The sequence below is a fragment of the Alteromonas sp. CI.11.F.A3 genome (genome assembly GCF_032925565.1).
In the GTDB taxonomy this organism is placed as follows: Bacteria; Pseudomonadota; Gammaproteobacteria; order Enterobacterales; family Alteromonadaceae; genus Alteromonas.
Genome location: NZ_CP136708.1, coordinates 1,166,013 through 1,188,209 on the forward strand (window position 1 = coordinate 1,166,013; position 22,197 = coordinate 1,188,209).

The 22,197-nt window shown below is 45.0% G+C and carries 12 protein-coding genes; 7 read left to right on the plus strand and 5 right to left on the minus strand.

Annotated features, from left to right (window positions below; translation table 11 throughout):
* Window positions 1–6: 6 nt before the first annotated feature.
* Window positions 7–4,473 (minus strand): glutamate synthase large subunit, encoded by a 4,467-nt coding sequence (gene gltB, locus R1T43_RS04955; RefSeq protein ID WP_317353499.1) that lies wholly within the window; start codon window positions 4,471–4,473, stop codon window positions 7–9.
* A gap of 650 nt (window positions 4,474–5,123) precedes the next feature.
* On the opposite strand from gltB, the gene arcB reads away from it, so the two are divergent.
* The 3 genes from arcB to R1T43_RS04970 all read left to right on the plus strand — a co-directional run bounded on the left by arcB (window position 5,124) and on the right by R1T43_RS04970 (window position 9,811).
* Window positions 5,124–7,481: an aerobic respiration two-component sensor histidine kinase ArcB gene (gene arcB, locus R1T43_RS04960; RefSeq protein WP_211071464.1), complete on the plus strand. Its 2,358-nt coding sequence runs from the start codon at window positions 5,124–5,126 to the stop codon at window positions 7,479–7,481.
* Between the two features lie 81 nt (window positions 7,482–7,562).
* Window positions 7,563–8,141 (plus strand): PH domain-containing protein, encoded by a 579-nt coding sequence (locus tag R1T43_RS04965; RefSeq protein ID WP_317353504.1) that lies wholly within the window; start codon window positions 7,563–7,565, stop codon window positions 8,139–8,141.
* On the plus strand, window positions 8,141–9,811 hold the full coding sequence (locus R1T43_RS04970) for a PH domain-containing protein (protein ID WP_317353506.1): 1,671 nt from the start codon (window positions 8,141–8,143) through the stop codon (window positions 9,809–9,811). The genes R1T43_RS04965 and R1T43_RS04970 overlap by 1 nt, the downstream gene beginning before the upstream one ends.
* A 103-nt stretch (window positions 9,812–9,914) precedes the next feature.
* Here R1T43_RS04970 and R1T43_RS04975 read toward each other — a convergent pair whose 3' ends face one another.
* Together R1T43_RS04975 and R1T43_RS04980 are read right to left on the minus strand one after the other, a co-directional pair.
* A complete protein-coding gene (locus R1T43_RS04975; protein WP_317353509.1) occupies window positions 9,915–11,153 on the minus strand; it encodes an AGE family epimerase/isomerase in 1,239 nt (412 codons plus the stop codon).
* 15 nt (window positions 11,154–11,168) lie between these two features.
* A complete protein-coding gene (locus R1T43_RS04980) occupies window positions 11,169–12,464 on the minus strand; it encodes an MGH1-like glycoside hydrolase domain-containing protein (RefSeq protein WP_211071461.1) in 1,296 nt (431 codons plus the stop codon).
* A gap of 189 nt (window positions 12,465–12,653) precedes the next feature.
* Between R1T43_RS04980 and R1T43_RS04985 the strand changes: the two genes are divergently transcribed.
* From R1T43_RS04985 to R1T43_RS05000, 4 genes are all read left to right on the plus strand, one after another.
* A complete protein-coding gene (locus R1T43_RS04985) occupies window positions 12,654–15,107 on the plus strand; it encodes a TonB-dependent receptor (RefSeq protein WP_317353513.1) in 2,454 nt (817 codons plus the stop codon).
* 82 nt (window positions 15,108–15,189) lie between these two features.
* On the plus strand, window positions 15,190–16,764 hold the full coding sequence (locus R1T43_RS04990; protein ID WP_211071459.1) for a sodium:solute symporter: 1,575 nt from the start codon (window positions 15,190–15,192) through the stop codon (window positions 16,762–16,764).
* Between the two features lie 11 nt (window positions 16,765–16,775).
* Window positions 16,776–18,005, plus strand: a complete 1,230-nt coding sequence (locus R1T43_RS04995; RefSeq protein WP_317353518.1) for a glycerate kinase — start codon at window positions 16,776–16,778, stop codon at window positions 18,003–18,005.
* A gap of 74 nt (window positions 18,006–18,079) precedes the next feature.
* The gene (locus tag R1T43_RS05000) at window positions 18,080–19,258 is read left to right on the plus strand and encodes an ROK family transcriptional regulator (protein ID WP_317353522.1); all 1,179 of its coding nucleotides are present in this window, start codon (window positions 18,080–18,082) and stop codon (window positions 19,256–19,258) included.
* An 8-nt stretch (window positions 19,259–19,266) separates the two neighbouring features.
* Here the strand turns inward: R1T43_RS05000 and R1T43_RS05005 are convergent, their stop codons facing one another.
* Together R1T43_RS05005 and prpF are read right to left on the minus strand one after the other, a co-directional pair.
* On the minus strand, window positions 19,267–20,517 hold the full coding sequence (locus tag R1T43_RS05005; protein WP_317353525.1) for a diguanylate cyclase: 1,251 nt from the start codon (window positions 20,515–20,517) through the stop codon (window positions 19,267–19,269).
* A 151-nt stretch (window positions 20,518–20,668) separates the two neighbouring features.
* Complete coding sequence (prpF, locus tag R1T43_RS05010; RefSeq protein WP_317353528.1) at window positions 20,669–21,847, minus strand: 2-methylaconitate cis-trans isomerase PrpF; 1,179 nt, start codon at window positions 21,845–21,847, stop codon at window positions 20,669–20,671.
* Window positions 21,848–22,197 lie beyond the last annotated feature (350 nt).

Sequence of the window (22,197 nt, forward strand, 5' to 3'; positions counted from 1 at the left end):
CTCCTCCTACTGAGCCTGAATGCGCAATTCAGCGCTTGAACGACTGATGTGGCCTAATAGGTTCTTCACATCACTGGTCTTCGGCTTAATAAGCTTGAAGCGTTTCAGCGTTGCCGCGAAATCGGTTAGCAAGCCTAACGAATGGTCGCTGCCAGTTTCTTCGTAATGCTGATTAATAAGGCCACGTAAGTGCTCTACTAAAATCGCTTTACCGTCAACAGGCATAATCTCAATAAGATCTTGGTTTACACGGTTATCGAGGTCGTCGTTGTCGTCCATAAGGTACGCAAAACCACCTGTCATACCGGCACCGAAGTTAACGCCTACTGGGCCAAGTACTGCAACAATACCACCGGTCATGTATTCACAACCGTTGTCACCAATACCTTCAACTACCGCAATGGCACCAGAGTTACGTACACCAAAACGTTCACCAGCACGGCCCGCAGCAAATAATTTACCGCCCGTTGCACCGTATAAGCAGGTGTTACCCATAATGGCACTTTCATGCGCATCGTAAGTAATATTTCTTGGTGGATGAATAACAAGCTTACCGCCAGTCATCCCTTTACCTACGTAATCGTTTGCGTCACCTTCAAGATGCATGTGCAAGCCGCCCGCGTTCCACACACCAAAACTTTGGCCGGCAGTACCGGTAAGATTCACTTTAATCGGTGTATCTTCAAAGTCGTGGTTACCATGGTGCTTGGCAATTTCACCTGATAGCAATGCACCAACCGAGCGGTCGGTATTGCGCACAGGGTACTTCAATTCAATAGATTCGCTATCAACTACTGCTTGTTGCGCGTCTTTTAACATTTGTGCGTTAAGCACACCTTTATCAACGGGCTCATTGGTAGTTTGTGAGCAGAATAGACGGGTATGTTCACCTGCTTTCGGTCTTACCAACAATGGCGTTAAATCAAGGCGGTTTTGCTTCGCAGTCACACCATCTATCACTTTAAGTAGCTCAGTACGGCCAACAAGGTCGTCAAACTTAGTCACGCCAAGGGCGGCCATAATTTCACGTACTTCTTGGGCGATAAACTTAAAGTAGTTCATTACCATGTCTGGTAAACCAATGAAGTGGTCGTCACGCAGCTTTTGATCTTGTGTTGCTACACCGGTCGCACAGTTGTTCAAGTGACAAATACGTAAGTATTTACACCCTAACGCCACCATAGGGCCCGTACCGAAACCGAAGCTTTCCGCACCTAAAATACCGGCTTTAACCACGTCTAAACCTGTTTTCAGGCCGCCGTCAGTTTGTACGCGTACTTTATGGCGAAGGCCGTTTTCAATTAGGGCTTGTTGTGTTTCAGACAAACCTAATTCGAACGGGCTTCCAGCATACTTAACCGACGTAAGTGGGCTTGCGCCTGTTCCGCCGTCGTAGCCTGATACTGTAATAAGGTCTGCATAGGCTTTTGCTACACCCGTAGCAATAGTACCTACACCAGGTTCAGACACTAACTTCACTGAAATCAGTGCAGTAGGGTTCACCTGTTTCAAGTCGAAGATAAGCTGGGCTAAATCTTCAATTGAATAAATATCATGATGCGGTGGAGGCGAAATAAGGGTTACACCAGGCACTGAGAAGCGCAGCTGAGCAATATACTTATTCACTTTGTCGCCAGGTAACTGACCACCTTCACCAGGCTTCGCGCCCTGAGCCACTTTAATTTGAATAACATTCGCATTGACTAAGTAATGCGGTGTTACACCAAAGCGACCAGAAGCAACCTGCTTAATTTTTGAGTTCTTTTCAGTACCAAAGCGTGATGGATGTTCACCACCTTCACCTGAGTTCGACTGCCCGCCTAAGCGGTTCATAGCAATAGCCAAGGCTTCATGCGCTTCAGGGCTTAATGCACCAATAGACATAGCAGCGGTATCGAAACGCGGGAACAAGTTCTGCGCGCTTTCTACTTCGCTAATATCAACAGGCTCGTTTTGTGGGTCTAGCGCTAACAAGTCACGAATGTGCGCAGGAGAGCGCTCATTAACCAGTTTTGCATACTGCTGGTAATCGCTGTATTCGCCGGTCATCACTGCTTTTTGCAGTGTGCTAACTACATCTGGGTTGTACGCATGGTATTCGCCGCCATGTACATACTTAAGCAAACCACCGTGATCAACAGGCTTACGTTTCAACCAAGCAACGCGGTTTAGGTTAACCGTATCTTGTTGGAAGTCGTCGAAATCGGCACCTTGAAGGCGCGAGGTAACACCTCTGAAACACAGTTCCATTACCGCATCGTTAATACCAATCGCTTCGAATAGTTTCGAGCTACGGTAACTCGCCACGGTACTGATACCCATTTTCGACATTATTTTGTACAAGCCTTTATTAATACCTTTACGGTAGTTCAATGTGGCTTGCATTGGTGAAATGTCGAGTTCGCCTTTTTCACAAAGCTGCTCAATGGTTTCGTAGGCTAAGAACGGATATACCGCTGTAGCACCTAAACCTATGAGTACGGCAAAGTGATGTGGGTCACGGGCACTGGCGGTTTCAATGACTACGTTCGCGTCGCAACGTAGTGATTTATCAACTAGACGGCGCTGTACTGCACCAACGGCCATAGCAGCTGGAATAGGTAAGCGGTTTTGTCTGATGTTGCGGTCGGATAAAATCACGAACGCCGCACGCTTTTGTTTAACTAAGTGTTCTACTTCGTTACAAATACGCTCGATGGCTTTCTTCAAACCTTCTTGCGGTTGGTACTGAAGTTCAACCACTTCTGAATAGTAGTTATCAGGGTTAAATTCACGTAGCTGTTTTAAGTCGGTATACATAAGTATTGGCGAGTTAAACAATACGCGGTCTGCATAACCTGAGGTTTCGCTGAATACGTTTTGTTCGCGGCCGATACAGGTGGCTAACGACATTACATGGTTTTCACGTAACGGATCGATAGGCGGGTTAGTTACCTGTGCAAACTGCTGACGGAAGTAATCGTAAACGGTACGCTGGCGTGAAGACATGACCGCCATTGGCGTATCATCACCCATAGAGCCTACGGCTTCTTGTCCGTCTTTCGCAAGTACCTTGATAACTTGCTGAATTTCTTCATAGCTATAGCTGAACTGCTTATGGAATACTGAAATGGTGTCGTCATCAAAAACGCGCTTACCAATCAGTGAAGCATCTAGTTCTTCAATAGGGGTCAAATGACGAATATGTTTATCGAGCCACTCTTTATAAGGGTGACGCGCTTTCAAATCTTCATCAATTTCAGTGGAACGCCAGATTTTACCTGTGTAGGTATCAACGGCTAGCATTTCACCTGGGCCTACGCGGCCTTTTTCAATAACGTCAGCTTCTTCGTAATCCCAAATACCCACTTCTGAGGCAAGAGTGATGAAGCCATTTTTAGTGATAACGTAGCGGGCAGGGCGAAGACCATTACGGTCAAGGTTACATGCCACATGGCGGCCGTTCGTCAATACGATACCGGCAGGGCCATCCCACGGTTCCATGTGCATTGAGTTAAACTCGTAAAATGCACGTAGGTCGTTATCCATGGTTTTGTTGTTTTGATATGCAGGCGGCACTAATAAACGCATGGCACGGAATAAATCCATACCACCGGCTAAAAATAGCTCAAGCATGTTATCAAGTGACGATGAATCAGAACCTTCGGTATTAACGAAAGGGGCTGCTTCTTTCAAATCAGGAATAAGCGGCGTAGCAAATTTAGATGCACGTGCCATTGCCCAATCTCGGTTACCTTTAATAGTGTTAATTTCACCATTGTGGGCCAAGAAACGGAACGGCTGAGCCAACGGCCAACGTGGAAGCGTATTGGTTGAAAAGCGCTGGTGGAATACACAAATAGCACTTTTTAAACGCTCGTCGGCTAAATCTAAATAAAAGGCTGGTAAGTCTTTCGGCATTACCAAGCCTTTATATATCGTTACCAAACCAGATAGGCAGGCAACATAAAAGTCTGGATCGCTTTCAAGGCGCTTTTCAGCGCGTCGACGCACCATATAAAGGCGGCGTTCAAGATCGCGCTTGCGCCAACCTGCTGGTGCATTCACAAATACTTGTTCTATTTGTGGCACGCCGGTAAGAGCAAGTTCACCCAAAACAGAGCGATCGACAGGCACTTCGCGCCAGCCAACAACACTAAGGGTTTCTTTTTCAAGTTCTTCATTCAACACCTCACGCGCAGTTTGCGCAAGGGCCTGGTCCTGGCTTAGAAAGATCATGCCAACGCCGTATTTTTTGCTGAGTTTCCAGCCATTTTCTGCGGCGATAGTATGGAAGAACGCATCCGGTTTCTGCAGTAGTAAACCACAGCCGTCTCCGGTTTTCCCGTCAGCGGCAATACCGCCTCGATGCTGCATACGGTCTAAACCGTGAATAGCAGTTTCAACTAGCGCATGGCTAGCTTCTCCGTGGGTATGGGCGATTAAGCCAAATCCACAGTTATCCCGGGAATCGTTGGGGTTGTATAAACTCATCTCTTAACTCCTTCAACCTTTGACTGGGGCAAGGTGTGCGTTGCGTGTAGATGCGCCTAGGTATTGCGTATCACAACATTGTTCAGACGTCTTTTGTCGAGCTGGCACTATTACCGCTCTATGCGCCTTTTCTTGTCGTTATTTATTATTAGAGGATTCCAGTCGTGTTCCGCATTTTTATGCATTATTGCTTTGCGGGGCGTACAAAATACCTATATTGATATGTAAAATCAAACGCTAAAACAGGGGGTATAACAAAGATTTAGCATATAGTTTAAAATCTTCACTATTTTCATAGTGTTAAACTTATAAATTCATCTTTGTAATAAATTTGTTATAACCCGATATATCGTCTTATTGGTAGGCAATGTAATTATAGCAAGTATCATTAAATCACCAATAATGAATAAAAATTCACATAGAGGAGTTTAATATCTAGTCAAGGGCGTGTTTGCTGTATTTTTATGTAGTTGTAAAGCCTTTATTACACGATACCAGAATCACAATGCGTTGTACAAAAAATGCACCGTGTAATCAAGATTCATTTTGCCGCGCCATTGCTCATCAAGCGCGTCGGACCTCGTGAGCATTTCCGTAACGCATAAAGCCTGATAGGATATGCTGAAAATAATCCTAACAATAAGTCGTTCATGCATTCAGATTCTCCAAATGACTCTTGGGCTATTCGCTTTGCACAATTTGTGCAGCGCTTCGGTACGCTTAAGTTAAGTATTCTGTTCGTGGTGCTGTCGCTGGTTTTCACACTTGGTGGCTCTTACGTCATTCGCGTAAGCATGGGCAGTGCGGTACAACCTGATGACTTTATCAGCGCGGTTATCCTCACCATGCTTTCGGCACCTTGGGTGCTGTACTTTTTTAGCGAGCTGATAAAACAGTTAGAAAATTCACGTACCAATCTTAAAGAAGTGGTGAGCCAATTAGAGCGCTTGCGAGAAGAAGATGTTTTTCTTAACCGTGAACTGCAAACTAATATTCGCCAATTAAATCACGAAATTGAGCAGCGTAAATTAGCGCAAGAAGAGCGTGAAGCCTTATTTAAAGACTTAGAGCGTGAAATTCAGGATAAATCTGAACAAGAAGCGCAAGCCCGTCGTTTATCTACCTTGCTTCGCTCAATTATTGATGCCTCGCCAGATCTTATTTACTACCGAAACGAAGAAGGGCGCTTTGCTGGTTGCAACCGTATAGCAGAACTCATGACCGGTAAAACAGAGCAGGAGCTGTTGGGCTTAACCCCTACCGATGTTTATGAAGAAGACTTGGCACGCCAAATTGTTGCCAGTGATCACGAAGTACTAGAAACAAACGCCAGTATTACCGAAGAGTTATGGCTACGCTTTGCCGATGGCCGCCGCCGCTACTTCGAAATGAAGCGGGTTCCATTCTTCGATAAAGAAGGCAACCGTTTAGGCTTGCTATCATTTGGTCGAGACATGACTGAACGTAAACAAGCAGAAAATGCAGCAGCGAAAGCCAGTACCGATAAAACGCGCTTTATCGCCACGATTAGCCACGAGCTACGTACGCCGCTAAACGGTATTGTTGGCTTAAGTAGAATGCTGCGCGATACCGAATTAAGTGAAGAGCAATTTAGCTGGGTAAGTACCATTTATGCCAGTGCTATCACGCTAGGTAATATCTTCAACGATATTATCGACCTTGATAAGCTAGATAGAGACAAAGTTGAACTGAGCTTGAAGACCGTATCGCTTCGAGATTTTACCGAAGAGCTAAGCAGTATTATTCGACTGTTAGCCGGTGATAAACAGCTAGAACTTAAAACGACAATTAAAGAACCTCTTCCAAGGTTGGTTGAAGTAGACGGTACGCGCTTGCGCCAAATTTTGTGGAATATCCTGTTTAACGCAGTGAAGTTTACCCAAAAAGGTCACGTAAGTTTATCGATTGAAGCCACCAAACCTGAAAATGACTTAGCGTTCGTCACCTTTGTGATTGAAGATACTGGGGTAGGAATACCTGAAGAAGAGATAGAAAAAATCTTCGCCATGTATTATCAAGTTGACCACCCTGATCATCAATCAGCCACGGGTACCGGTATTGGTTTGGCTATTTGTAAGCAAATGGTCGATTTAATGAAGGGGAATATCAAGGTTACCAGTGTGGTAGGTAAAGGTACGCGCTTTGAAATAGAGCTACCGGTAGAAATATCGAAAAAGCCTATGCAAGTGGCGCAGCTTCAAGTTACCGATTTGAATATTCTGTTGGTAGAAGATATTGAGCTTAACGTGATGGTTGCCAAAGCCTTACTTGAAAAAATGGGGCAAAAGGTGGATGTGGCCATGACAGGGCAAGAAGCTATTGATAAAGCCCGCGAGAATCAATACGACTTAATACTGTTAGACATTCAATTACCTGATATGACCGGCTTCGACGTGGCCAGTACGCTGCATGAAGAAGACTTAGTGATGCAAACGCCTATTGTGGCACTTACTGCAAATGTGATTAAAAAGCGGGAAGAGTATTTGCAGAACGGCATGGACGATATTATTGCCAAGCCCATTAAGAAGTCTCGTGTGATTGAGGTGTTTAACGAGTTATTCCATGCGCCACCTGCACCGTTAGAAGTTGAAGGGCAGGTAGAGCGCCCACCAGAGCCTAGCAAAATATTAAGTAACATTTTAGATATGGACTTGCTCCAGATGTTAGTGGATACAATAGGCGATGACATGGTGCGGGCAAGCGTTAAAGTGTTTCAGGAAAAAATGCCTGAATACATGGAAATTTTGCAGTTAAGCCTAAGTGCCGATGAAAAATCTGAAGTGTGCTCACAAGCACACAAGATTAAAGGCGCGGCAGGCTCTGTAGGGCTTGCACGTGTACAGCGTATTGCTAATCAAATCCAACAGGGTGACCACCCTACGTGGTGGCAGAACGTCCACGATTGGGTTGAAGAGTTGCAAATGGCCGTTCAGCACGATATGAAAGCCTTACAAGAGTGGCTTAATCAGCAGCGGGTAGACGATTAAATCGTTTAACAAAAAACGGGGCTGATTAAGCCCCGTTTTTATTTGGAAGTCGATTTCGCTAGTTTACAAGGGGTAGACGTAATGACAATGGGCACCGACAACGAGACGTTTAGCAATGCTCAGCTAAACGCTGTAACAACTAATGAGCACAAGACTGCATCAGACATACCGCAACTTAACGAACTTAATTTAGAAGCTATTTCTCCGCGTTACCGCGTTATTAATATCTCATTGGCTTTTGGCATAGCGTTTGTTTTAATCATGGTTGCAAGCGCATTACGTTATCAGTCTTTCTTTATGCTGCCCGAACCTCTAGCCATAGCGTATCCATACATTATTATAGGAATTTGTGTATTGGGTTGTTTATGGGCGACCTATCATTTCTTTGCCGATCCGCTTATTAAATATGCCCTACGTGAACAAGACCTAAGCTTGCAGTCAGGCTTAATATTTAGGTCGTTGTCTTGCCAACCTATATTGCGTGTTCAACACGTTGAATTGAAAAGAGGGCCGCTAGCCCGATTAGCGGGGTTAGCTTCTTTGCAGGTATTTTCAGCTGGTGGCGCCACCCACACATTTGAAATTCCAGGTATAGAGGTGGAAGTGGCCGAGCGATTAAGGCAGTTCATTCTCGATCATAAAGATGTGAGTGCAAAATAGTGGCTTCCCCCGAAGTAGACACAGCGAAGCCTTCCGAAAGCAGGGCGGGAGGGCAAGCCGTCAAGGTGGACACCGGCGAAAACTGGCGAAGACTTTCACCCATCGCCATTGCGTATTTCACCCTTCGCAGCATTAAAAATATGGCGCAAGGCGCTATTTATGCCGTACCCGCCATTGCCGTAACGGCCAATATTACCGATAACATTCAATCGCCAAACACCCTATTAGGTATTGCGGCTATTCTCATTATTTTCTTTTCAAGCGGTGTTGTTAGCTTCTTTATGTACCGCTTTAGAGTAAACAATCAGCACGTTGAAATTCACAGTGGGGTGTTTTCAAGAAGTTATACTAATCTGCCTTTTTGGCGCATTCAGAATGTAAAAATTGAATTACCTTTCTACTACCGACCGTTCGGTTTTGCACTGGTGATACTTGATACCGCGGGAAGTGCCGGAGAAGAGGCCAAAATAGTTGCCGTTCCTTTGGCCTATGCCCATGCGCTAAGAAAGCAGGTACTAGCCGAGCATCAAGACCACAAGTTTGTAGAAGACAGCGAGGACAGTTCTCATACAAATCACGGCACTGCAGTTGCCAATGCTTATAGCGCTATTAATAGTGCGGTTAATGGCGATCAAGGCAAGCGTTATTCACAGACCAATGGAGATGGCGAAACCGTACTCAACAGGCGCTCTATCACCGATATTGTCATTCACGGCATTACCAACAACCGAGTATGGATTTTGTTAGGCGCCGCAGCCCCTTTTTACGACAATGCCTTTGGCTATCTATCGGAATGGTTGGCTGAAAAGGGCTTGCAGCTAAACCAGCTGGTTGGTGAGCAAACCATAGCCTGGTGGCAGTTTGGTTTGTACGCCTTTGTCATGCTGATGATGGCTATGGCAATAGTGGCACTTATTAGTATCGGCGGCGCGTTATTTACCTTTTACGACTATACGTTATCTCGTCAGCATGACAGGTACATCCGTAGAAGTGGTTTATTGAACAAACAAGAAGTGAGTATGCGGGCATCTCGCATTCAGGTTATCTCGGCAAAGCAAGATTGGTTAGACAGAATGCTTAAGCGCGTGAACTTGTATTTCGAGCAAAACGCATCAATTGGGCACAGTACCAATGAGCTAATGTCGCCAAACCGGCTTATTGTACCTTCTGTTACCGAAGACGAAGCGGATGAATTAAGCCAAGAGGTCATGCCGCAGAGTAAAATTCGCCGTAGCGATTACCAGCCCATTAGCAAGCGGTATATTTTACATTGGGTTATCGCCGGGCTTTCTATTCCTTTCGTGGTAGGTACTGGATTTGGTATCTATATAGAGCATTTAGATATTACCGCAGGCGTCACCTTTGTTAGCGCAGTACTGCTGGGTGTTATTGCGCTTAGATGGTGGCGCTGGGGCGTGGCAAGTGATGATAAATACATTTATGTAAGGCGAGGGCGCATAGGCGTGGATTATTTATGCTTCGAACCCTACAAAGTTCAGCAGGTGGTGGTAAAGCAAAGTGTATTTATGAAAAGGCGAAAGCTGGCAACGGTGCAGTTTGTATTAGCATCTGGCGCTATTTCAGTCCCGTTTTTACCTGAAAATTATGCGAATGAATTGGCGAATAATGTGTTGTTTGAAGTGGAATCGAAACGAAAATCTTGGATGTAGCGGCAACGTTGTTAAAAAGCTAAGTGCCGCGGCACCCAAGGTATTAAAGTGTGCCGCTGCATCCAAGGTATTAAAAAGTGATAATGCTACTATCAGCTATCTACTATTTATCAGCATTAAAGGTTAATGCGTCCATTACATCGTAGCAGGCTCCCATAGTATGGTAATCGGTTTTGCCGACTGGGCTTTTAGTGGTTTCTAACTTGCCGTTTTCAGGCGATAGAATTCTGAACCAGGCTCCATACTCATGATCGACAAAATGCGTCCACGCGTATTGCCAAATACGATGGTACCAATCCCAGTATTTATCATCTTGTGTGACGATAGCCAATCTTGCTGCACAGGCGAAACTTTCTGCCTGCACCCAAAAATATTTCTCGTTGTCGCATACACTGCTATCTGGCGCAAACCCATAGGCTATGCCGCCATTTATGCTATCCCAACTTATATCTATCACAGCATCAAACAGGCTTTGCGCTCGCTCAACCAGCCAAGGTTGAGGGCTATACTGATTAAGCTGTAACAAGAGTTTAGACCATTCAGTATGATGACCAGGCTGAAAACCCCATGGGCGGAATAGGTTTTTAGGATCGTCTTTGTTGTACTCCCAATCAACCTCCCAGCTTGAAGTGAAATGTTCCCATATGCGGTTATCAGCTTTTGCTGCTTGGCGTAAGGTAATATTTTCGGCAACCAGTAAAGCGCGTTTTAAGAAGCGCTGGTCTTGAGTGGCTTCAAAGGCCGCTATTAACGCTTCGCAGCTATGCATATTTGCATTCTGTCCACGGTAGTCACTGCAAATACTAAAATCAGCATTAAACTCGTCTTTGTAGAGCCCGTAATCCTTATCCCAAAAGTGGGTGTCCATTAACGCGAAGGTCTCGTCTAAATAGTCTTTCGCCTCAGTCATACCAGCTCGATATGCCCAGCTGTAAGCCAGCATCACGAAGGCTAATCCATAACAATGATTGGTAGCATCTTTAACGTTGTGCTCAACACCCTCTACATTTAACACCCACGCATAGCCTTGAGTTTCGGGGTTTAAGTGATACTCGCGAAGAAACTTAATTCCAGACGCTACTCTAGATAGGTACCGGCTATCACCAAACGTTAAATAAGCGCGAGCATAATTAAAAACAAATCTGGTTGAGCTAACCAAATGGCGTGTGTTTTCATCAAACACACTGCCATCATCAGAAAAGTTTTGATGGAAGCCTCCAGACAGGGCGTCAACATTCGGTTCATAAAATGCCAAAATACTTTTTATATGTTGGCTAAGAAAATCCGGTGATGAGAACGCGAGATCGCGAGATGTTTTATTCGTTGTCACTGAAGTCATCATTATTCCCTCACCTTGTTATTCTTGGTTGGGTAGAAGCCAATAAAGTGCCATGGCCGCTGTCCATGAAAAGTCAGCTCCACCACTTCTTGCGCCTGTTTCTGCATGGAAAGACTCATTAAACCCGCTAGTGTAAATAAGGTTTCTGCTCGCATCGGTCACTTGTTTAGCTTGCTTTAAGAAACCGTAGTCTTCTAATCCCAGCGTAATCATCCAGTTAATGTGTAACCAAATAGGTCCGCGCCAATAACGTTGTGGCTCATAACAAGGATCTTCAGGATGAGTTGACGATATAGCAAAGGGTTGATCGGTAAGCCAGTCATCAAGCACGTCGATAAGTTTTGGCGTGAGGTTTTCGTTTACCAGCCCTGCAAAAAAAGGCAGTAATCCAGCATTGGTTCTTGCACTGCACAGTTTGCCGCTGCGGGTATCAAAGCTATGAAACATACTGGTTTCGCCAGACCACAGTTTACCTATTGCCGCTTCGGTTAAATCCATACGATGGGCTAAATAGGCCGTTTGTTTGTTATCGATGTTTAGCGTGTCGCATAGGGCAAGGAGATCCTTTGTCCCGCGATGCAGAATCGAGATGATACTTACATCATTAACACGATAAGGGCAGTCTTGATAAATCAGCGTGTCATCAAAATTCATTTTGCGGAAGAAATCTACAAGGTATAGAAAACGGTCGTACTCTTCTTTGTGCGGACGCTCAGAGGCATCGATGTGATTAATATCGCGGCGGGTGTATTCCCAACCCACTTTGGGTACAGCGCGTAATGCATCATCCCACGCTGGGCTGTTATCCATGCCTGATTCCCATGGGTGATAGCTTACCACTAGCCCAGTGTATTCAGGATCGCGCTGCTTATACCACCATAAGTGATAGTCAATAAGTTGTTGAACAATCTGCGATATTTGAGAGTCGACTAGCGCTCTATCTTTAGTTTGTTCGAATAATTGGCGAATAACCGTGGCCAGCACCGGCGGTTGAGTAATCGATGTACTGTCGGGATTATTTTTAACACCCCAAATATCAGGGCCAGGGAAATAGGTATCAGAATGCTGGTGGAAAACAACGTGAGGCACCATGCCGTTTTTCCATTGAGCACTTAACAGTGAAGTGGTTTCTTCCCATGCACGAGGTTCATCAAACGGAAGCCAGCCTAGCGCCACAATGGCAGAGTCCCAATTCCACTGAAACGGGTAAAGGCCGTGAGTAGGCACTGTGTACCCACCTAAGTCGTTTTTAATTAGCGTAGCTTTTGCGTCAGCAATTAACTGTTCGTCAGTTTGTGTGGCGATAGTAGTCATCTAAATACCCATCTTGAGTTCGAATTAAGATGATTATTACACAATAGTTAAAAAAATAAACCCATTTTGGGTTGAAAGTAAGAAAAATGTGTTTTATTGTAAATGCGAAGTTAATTATAAATAGGTGATGTACGGCAAAGTGGGAAGCCGTTAGCAACACCAAATGCCAAAACATATTGGAGATACACCGTGAACAAACTACTTCTAGCCACTACCATTTCTTCGCTATTAGCAGGAAATGCATTAGCGCAAGACACAAATCAGCAAACCAAAGAAGAAAGTGTTGATAAGAAGAAAGTCGACTACGAACAGATTGTCGTAACAGGAACGAGCCGAGCGCGCCTAATTGCCGAAACGCCGCAATCGACAACTTCACTTGGTGAGGCTGAAGTGGCAAAGCTTTCGATGAGTAGCCAAGCAGATGTGTTGCGTTATGTACCAGGCGTTAAAGTTGAAGGTGGTGGAGGTGAAGTAGCAACTAACCTTCAAGTTCGTGGTTTACCTTCTTCAGGCCAGTTTCAATTCACGCCTTTGTTATATGACGGGTCGCCAACATTGAGTGCGTTTGGCTTAAACTCGTCCGCTTACGATGTTTACTATCGAAATGACCTAGGTATTGAACGGGTTGAGTTTGTGCGAGGCGGTGTATCTAATTTGTTTGGGCAAGGTTCTGTCGCCGGTGTCATTAACTACCTGTCTAAAAAGGGCACTGAAGAAGCGGAAAGCACAGTGCAACTTGAGCTTTCAGACAATAATCGTAAAAGAATAGATTTTGCGACTAGCGGCCCGCTTAACGAAAAAGGGCTATTTTACGCCCTATCAGGTTTTTATCGTTACGATGAGGGCCCCATTGATACTGGTTTACCTACAGAGGGCTATCAGCTTCGCGGTAACTTACACAAAGAATTCGATGATGGGAGTGGTTATTTCACTATTTATGGCCAAGCTATTGATGATCAAGTGCAGTTCTTTTTACCTATACCGCTGGATTCTCAAAGCCGAGACCGCGTAGCCGGTAATGATGGTAGCGAAGTAGAGTCGACACAAACCTTCTATGCTTCTGGCTTATCCTACGATACCGCGAACGGCAGATATACAACCCCCATTGAAGAAGGTGTGGCCACTCAGGGTGGCTCAATTTCTATGGAGTTTCAAAAAGAACTGGGCAACGATTTCAACGTGCTTGCTCGTGCTAAGTATGCCAGCTACGACCATCAATTTAACTTATTTCTTGATGGCGACGGTATAATCAACGTACCCGAAACGCAGAGTGAATATTTAGCAAGCCGTGGCTTAGGCGATGTTCAAGATGCGCAGTTTACCTATGCTGGTACCGATATTGCGTTACCTGAAGGTGACTTGTTATTTGCTAACCGTATTCTGGACCGAGACAGACCGGTTACCGACTTTTCATCTGAACTGAACCTAGTGAAATACTTAGATGTAGGCGACTTTTCTCACAGCATTACTGTGGGTACCTTCTTTTCTAGTTCAGAAGCAGAAGACAACAATGTTATTACCCGTTACTTAGGTGAATTTAACAACCAAGCAAGATTGGTTGATTTAACCATCACCGATGGCGACAACAACGACATTATTGTTAGCCAAAACGGGGTAACAGGCCCTGGCATAAGCTTCTCTGATGCCACTATTTCTGCTCGCAGAACCGCATTCTATATTGCCGATCAAATGCAAAGCGACGATTGGATTATTGACGTAGGTATTCGCTGGGAAGATATTGACGGCACCATAACACGCGAAGGAAGCCAAACAGTAATTGTAAATGATGACCCTTCTCTTTATACCGATTTACAGCAAAACGTCACAGGTAATGGTGCGCTTACACATGGCAACGTGTCTAATTCTGAAATCGCTTACTCGGTTGCAGCATTGTATAAAATGGCAGACAACTTCAATGTGTACGCCAACTATTCTCGAGGGTTCTTCTTCCCAGAACTGCGTGGTGTTGCGTTCGGTCCGAACGGTGAGCCAGGCACCTACGAAAGTGAAATTGTTAAGCAAGCGGAACTTGGAGCCAAATTCTTCTTCAACGATTTCGTGGGTACCGTAGCGCTGTTTAAAACCGACCTTGAAGATCGCCGCTCAGTCGACTTTGTAAATGATGAAAATGGCGTTGCTGTAGAAGTGCCCGTTTTTCAATCTACCGAGGCTTACGGGGTTGAGGTAGTGGGTAGCTACAATATTACCGAAGACCTTATTTTCGATGCTAACTTCACCTACACCGACCATGAGTTCACAGAGTATGAATCTGATCCAAGTGTGGTAGGTAACGAGTTACGCAGAAAGCCGAAAGTTATGTTCAACTCTTCACTACGCTATACGCTAGATGACTGGGACATCTCTTTTTATCACAACTACCACGGTAAAAATTTCACCAATGATGCGAACTCCGTTGAGCTAGATGATTTCCATGTGTTCCGTTTAGATACAGGTTACACCTGGGAGCTTGGACAAGGTGAACGCATTCGAACCAGTATCGCGGTTTGGAACTTGTTTGATTCAGATGGTGTTACAGAAGGTTCTCCACGTCTTGGCAATAGCCAAACGGCGGGCGAGTCTTATTTTGTAGGTCGTCCCATTTTACCACGCCGCGTATCGCTGCGTGTACGCTACGATTTTTAGTCGACGTTGACCTCCCCATTGCTGATAGTTCCGTATGGCGCTATCAGCATTTTTTATTACTAACGCATAATAAGAACCGCATATGAATTTACTAGATTATATTGTCGTGGTTGGCTACTTGGGTGCTTTGCTTGTAATGGGTTTTTCCATGCGACAACAAGAAAGCAAGGGTGATTATTTTCTTGGCGGCCGTTCATTAGGCTGGAAACCTCTTACTCTTTCAGTCATGGCGACTCAACTTTCTGCCATTAGCTTTATCTCTGCACCTGCATTCGTAGGCTTGCGTGAAGGTGGGGGCATGATTTGGCTTTCCTACGAGCTAGCAATTCCTATTGCGATGATATTGCTACTAGGTACTGTTTTGCCCACACTGTATAAGTCGGGCGTGGTTAGTATTTATGATTACCTTGAGCAACGCTTTGGCCGCGCAACGCGGGTGTTAATTAGCGTTGTGTTTCAATTTAGCCGCGCGTTTGCCACGGGAATAATGATTTATGCGGTGTCTATCATTCTACAGGGCACTATGGGTATTGAAGCGTGGCAAGCGGTAATATTGACCGGTATTATTACCGTGCTTTACTCGCTTCAAGGCGGCATGAAAGCGGTGGTTTACGCTGATGCCATTCAAATGGTTATTATAGTGCTTGGCACCATTGCTTGTATCGCCATTGGCCTTAATGCACTAGGTGGGCTAGATGTGCTTATCGCCGAGGTGCCAAAAGAACGTCTAGTGGCGATTAACTTTACATCATTCGGCTTCAATGGTGATGGGTTTGGCTTTCTACCTATGCTATTTGGTGGTCTTGTTTTATATGCATCTTATTATGGCTGTGACCAAACACAGGCGCAGCGCGCTTTATCGGCTAGGAATGAAAACGACCTAAGAAAAATGATTGTGGCAAACGGTATAGTACGTTTTCCGATCACCTTACTGTACTGCTTTTCAGGGCTTATTGTCGGTACGCTGGCGTTAACGAACTTAGATTTCTTTGAAAAAATTCCAGCCAATAACCCTGATTGGCTAATGCCCACGTTTATTCTTAATTATTTGCCACATGGACTTATCGGCTTGCTGATTGTAGCCATATTATCAGCGGCTATGTCTTCACTAAGTTCGGCCATTAATTCTTTATCTGCGGTTACCGTTGAAGACTATTGTCGCATTACCAATAAAGACTTAGAGCATTCTAACTACCTGCGTCTGGCTAAGTTTACAGGGCTGGTGTGGGGCGCTATTACTCTAGTGCTTTCACTGTTCGCAGGTAATATTGCGCCTACTATTATTGAAGCTATCAACAAAGTAGGCTCGGTATTCTATGGTCCTATTTTGGCGCTGTTCTTATTGGCAGTATTAAGTCAAACGCTAAAAGGGCGCCATGTGAACCTAGGACTTATCGCTGGCGTAGGCACTAATATCATAGTGTGGTTATTTGTACCCGAGGTTTTCTGGTTCTGGTGGAACGTGATTGGGTTCGTGGTGACATGTTCGGTAGCGTGGGTTACTAGCATTGCATGGCCTACACATCACCCAAAAGGGGTAGCACTGCAAAAATTAACTTTCCATTCAATTTTAACGTGGAAAGACATCATTTTACTAAGCGCATTTTTCGCTTTCATGGTGATAACCTGCATGATTTTACCATCACTTTTTAGCTAACAGGATGTGCTATGAATAAAGATTTCTTAACCTCGCTTTACCTGTCAGGGGTAGACGTAAGTAAACCTAAAGCGTGTCTTGGCTCCTATTTTACTGCTTTCTCGCCTTACGAGAAGGTATGCATACTCGGTGCGGGTAAAGCCGCCGCCGATATGGCGCAAGAGGCCTATCGTTATTTTGGCAACAATGCTTACGGCGCGGTGGTTACCCGTTATGGGTACGAAGCCACGGGGTCAACTGGGAATATAAAGGTAATGAGTGCTTCTCATCCGGTACCCGATGAAAAAAGTGTTATAGCGGCTAATACCTTAATGGATATCGCTAGCCGTGTGCCGAAAAACGAGCACGTTATTTTTCTTATCTCTGGTGGTGGCTCTGCGCTGGCCTGTGCACCGGCTAAGGGCGTTACTCTTGAAGAAAAACTAAAACTACATAAGTTCTTACTACGAAGCGGTGCCAGTATTGAAGAAATGAACACGGTACGAAAGCATGTTTCATTAATTAAAGGTGGGCGGTTAGCCGCAGCCAGCAAAGGTAAAAACACGTCTTTGGTGATATCGGATGTTGTGGGTGATAACCCCGCCTTTATTGCGTCTGGTTTAACGGTACAAGATAACTCCACCCCTGACGAAGCACTCGCTATATTAGAGCAATATGGTTGGGATGAAGTCAGTGGTATTGCCGAACATTTGAAGCACGCCCCACCGTTGCCCAGAATAAGTGGTGATTATCACATTGTTGCCAACGCAAATACAGCAATAGATGTTGGGGTTAAAAGAGCACAAACCGAGGGCTGGAATACGCACGTTATTAGCTACGCTGAAACTGGCGAAGCCGCCGAGGTGGCAAAACGTCATGCTGAGATAGCGTTAGACTATAAAAGAAAAGGTGAAACCTGCTTATTGTTTTCTGGTGGTGAACTCACAGTTACTTTGGGTGATACCGAGGGCGAGGGCGGGCCGAACCAAGAATATTTGATGGTATTGGCCGAAGCCTTGCGAGGACAAGCAGGTATATGTGCGCTTGCCGCCGACACTGATGGGGTTGATGGCAGCAAAGATGTAGCGGGAGGTTATATTGACGAAAATACGCTTTCTCGCGCATCAGAAAAAGGGCTAGACTTAAATAACCTTATTGAACAGCACAATAGTTTTGCGTTTTTTGATGGCTTAAAAGACCATATTGTCATCGGGCCCACTCGCACCAACGTAAACGACTTTCGTGTTATTTGTGTTTTTTAAAACTGTAACTGTGTGATGGCAAGGGTATAATTCGGTTTTATACCTTGCCCTCTTACGTTAATGAAGTGCTAATTATGCTTGCGTCTATTAAAAATAATCAGCTTTTACGATCGGCTTTTACTGTTAGCAAAGGTGATAAATTATTACCGGATAACCCTCGCGCTATTGTGCGTGAAGTGTTTTGGAACATGAACACCACGCAAAGCAAAATAGCAGAGCAGACCCAAATTCCTCAGCAAACCGTGTCACGACTTGTGAAAGGACTGATTGAACAAGGCGTACTTCGAGTTAACGAAGAAAAAGACGAAAGCAGCACTGAAACCAAATCATCGAAAGGCAAAAGTGTATCAGGTATAGCGCCCAATCCAGCGTTCGCCTATTCGTTTGGTTTATCGGTATTACTCGATGCAATTTCGGTAGCTGTGCTGGACTTTACTGGCGAGGTTGTCGATACCTTAATTCTTGAGCTTGATGATATGGGTATTGAGTCGGTATTGCGAAAAGCGGTAGCCATGGCGAATGAATTGATTGAGACCCACGCTATTCCTACTGACCGAATTTTAGGTATGGGAGTGGGGATCTCTGGCTTTTTCAGTTCTACTGATGGAAAAATGAATACCCACCATGCCATTGAAGAGTGGGCGGAAATTAATATTGCAGAAACGGTTGCAGAAGCCTTTCAACTGCCTACTTGGGTGGTTAACGATGGAACTGGCGCGGCAGCTGGAGAGGGTATTGCAGGGGTAGGGCGACAGTACAAAAACTTTGTGTACTTGTTTGTTTCAAGTGCGTTTGGTGGTGGGCTGGTCAATAACGGCGACATGATTCGTGGTACGCATGGCAACGCCGGTGAGCTCGGTGACATGCTTCCAGCCAAGCTTTATAGTCATCCTAACTTACAATTGCTACAGAGAATCTTGTCAAAGCACGGTGTCGACGTACCTTCAATCTATAAGTTAAATGAAACCTTCGATCCTAACTGGCCTGGGGTAGATGAATGGATTTATAAGGTTCAGGATTCTTTTGATTTGGTCGCTACCGCAAGCTCCGCGTTACTCGACAGCCAAGCTATAATAATTGGTGGTCATATTCCTACCCAGCTGGCTGAGAAGGTCATTCCTCGAATTGATGTTTATGCGCAGTTCAGGCGAGGCGCAAAGCGACCCTTACCTGAAATTGTGTGCGCGGAAGTCACAAGAAGTCCGGTTGCGGTTGGCGCGGCTACGCTACCTTTAAGGGAATGGTTTCTTTAGTCACCGGATCAATAGGATGTAGCATTGCTGTCACTGGCAATAATCCTATCTTTGCCAGTACGCTTGGCCTGATAAAGCCGCTTGTCGGCTATATCAATTTGCGTTTCAAGGTTAGTGTGTTTTTCTGCGCAAATACCAATGCTGCACGTTATGTTCAATTCGTGTTGCGTGAAACGTGAGCTCCGGACAAGGTTAATAAATTGCGAAACGTTTCCAAGGTGCTCCTTCAACGTGCGGGTAGATATCACCGTAAACTCTTCACCGCCGTAGCGAACCACCAAGTCTTCACCAAAGTGTTCTTTTAATAGAGTGGCAAACTCTTGAAGCAACATATCACCCGCTTTATGGCCTTGGTTATCATTCACTAATTTAAAGTTATCGATATCAATCATACATACGGTCACCCCTGAAGACGGAGTGCTCTGTGTTAATATTGCGCCACCTTGCTCGATAAGGTAGCGGCGGTTATAAACTTGAGTAAGGGGATCGATATTGGCAGATTGCCTGATGGTTTGAATCATTTCCTGGGCTTCTAAATTTTGCATCACTCGGCAAAAGAACTCTTCGTGGTAGAAAGGTTTAGACAGGAAGTCATTTGCGCCGCTTTTGATGAACTTAGAAGAAAGTACGCCATCGTTGGTACCTGAAAGCCCAATGAAAATTAAGTCTTGCATGCGACGCTCATGTCTTATTGCTTTGATGAGTTCGTATCCATCCATATTGGGCATGCGGTGATCGGAGATTACCATACGGATATCTTGATGCTCAGACAGCACATTGAGTGCGTCTATGCCATCATCTGCCTCATATATCTGGAATTGAAATTTTTTAAGGAGGCTACAAATATAGTTTCGACTGGTAACAGAGTCTTCAACAACCAGTACCTTAGTCGTGAGGTTTTTTCTCAAGCGATCAATGAGTTTAATAACCTGATTGTAGGAATAGCGAGATTCTTTGGTTACATAATCAAGTACGCCTAAATCGAGTAGTTGAGCACGTGTAAATTCATCAAAGTTTCCAGTTAACACTAAGGTGGGAATTGAATATGATAAGCTGAGATCTACGCTCTCACCGTTGGGGGCATCTGGTAAATTTAGGTCAACAATAGCGGCGAGAAAATCGCTCCCTCTTTCAAGTTCCTGTGTCGCCTCGGCAAAATCTTTGCAAAGGATTGGCGTTAAGTAAGGGTTGTCTTCTAACAGTTTACTTAAAATTTTGCGGACGGTTAGGCTGTCTTCTACCACCAATACTTTATTCATGACGACATCGGCTCTTAGAAACTAGACGTCAAGAATAACGAAAATGTAGGAACAATGCGCCCCTAGGAGCGCAATATTATACTGAAGTCTACCTTCGTGATAAGCGAAGAAAAGCCTTTACACCTCAATGGGTTGAATTTTGTACTGCCAACTAATTCTGCTCTTGGGGCACGCGAACCCAGCCTTCCATTAAAATTCGAGCGCTTCTGCTCATAACCGCTTGTTCAATGTTCCATTTATCATTTTCGAAGCTAGCTTTTGCGCCTACACGCAAGGTGCCTGATGGGTGCCCGAAAACAACGGCTTCACGATCTGTGCCGCCAGCCGCTAGGTTTACGAGTGTGCCAGGGATAGCCGCAGCTGCAGCAATGGCTACAGCGGCCGTGCCCATCATGGCGTGGTGCAATTTACCCATCGACATAGCGCGCACGAGTACATCAATGTCATTTCCTAAAATGTCTTTACCACTAGAGGCCTTATAGCCTTTAGGTGACGCAACCATAGCTACCTTGGGGGTATGCTGGCGTGTGACTGCTTCGCCAATATCGTTAATTAGCCCCATTTTAACTGCGCCATAAGCACGAATAGCTTCAAACTTGGCTAGGGCGGCATCATCATTATTAATATCATCTTGCAGTTCGGTACCCGTGTAGCCAATATCTTCAGCGTTAATGAAGATAGTAGGAATACCAGCGTTTATCATAGTGGCGCTGAAAGAGCCTACATCAGGCACTTCAAGGGTATCGACTAAACGGCCAGTAGGAAATATTGCTCCTTCACCATCGGCTGGGTCGACAAAAGCCACTTCCACTTCAGCGGCTGGAAACGTCACTCCGTCTAACTCAAAGTCGCCAGTTTCTTGCACTTCACCATTAGTAATAGGCACCTTGGCAATAATGGCTTTGTTGATATTCGCTTGCCAAATATTTACTAGGGCAACGCCGTTGTCTGGAATTTTACTGGCATCGACCAACCCATTATTGATTGCAAATGCGCCCACAGCGGCAGTTAAGTTACCGCAGTTACCGCTCCAATCTACAAAAGGCTTGTCGATAGAGACTTGACCAAACAAGTAGTCGACATCGTAGCCGTCGCGCTCGCTCTTACTAATAAGCACGGTTTTACTGGTGCTCGATGTCGCACCGCCCATACCATCGGTTTGCTTACCGTAAGGATCTGGGCTGCCAATCACTCGCAATAAAAGCGCATCTCGCGCCGGCCCAGGCTGCTGAGCCGCTTCGGGTAAATCAGATACGTTAAAGAACACACCTTTACTTGTACCACCACGCATATAAGTAGCCGGTACACGGATTTGAGGAGCATGCTTCATTGGTTATTCCTTTTTTGATTGGTGGCAATGGTTGGTTACGATGATTTGTTACGATGATTTGTTACGATTGCTGGTTGCAATGGTTGATTATGATGGTTGCTTACTAAAAGTGATAACGATTAAGCCCTGCTCAAAACACACCAATCCATACTGTAGTTAAGGGAGGTAAACATTTAAATTCTGAACAACCTCTAAATCTACCACCTAAATTCATCTTCTAATTAACGCTGTTGGATAATGCATGGGGAAAGGTAATGTCGGTTCAGGGCCCTCAATTCGCATGGATGCGAATTGGGAGCCTACAGGGACGTATTTACGGCGTGCCCTGTACCGACATTACTTTCCCCTAT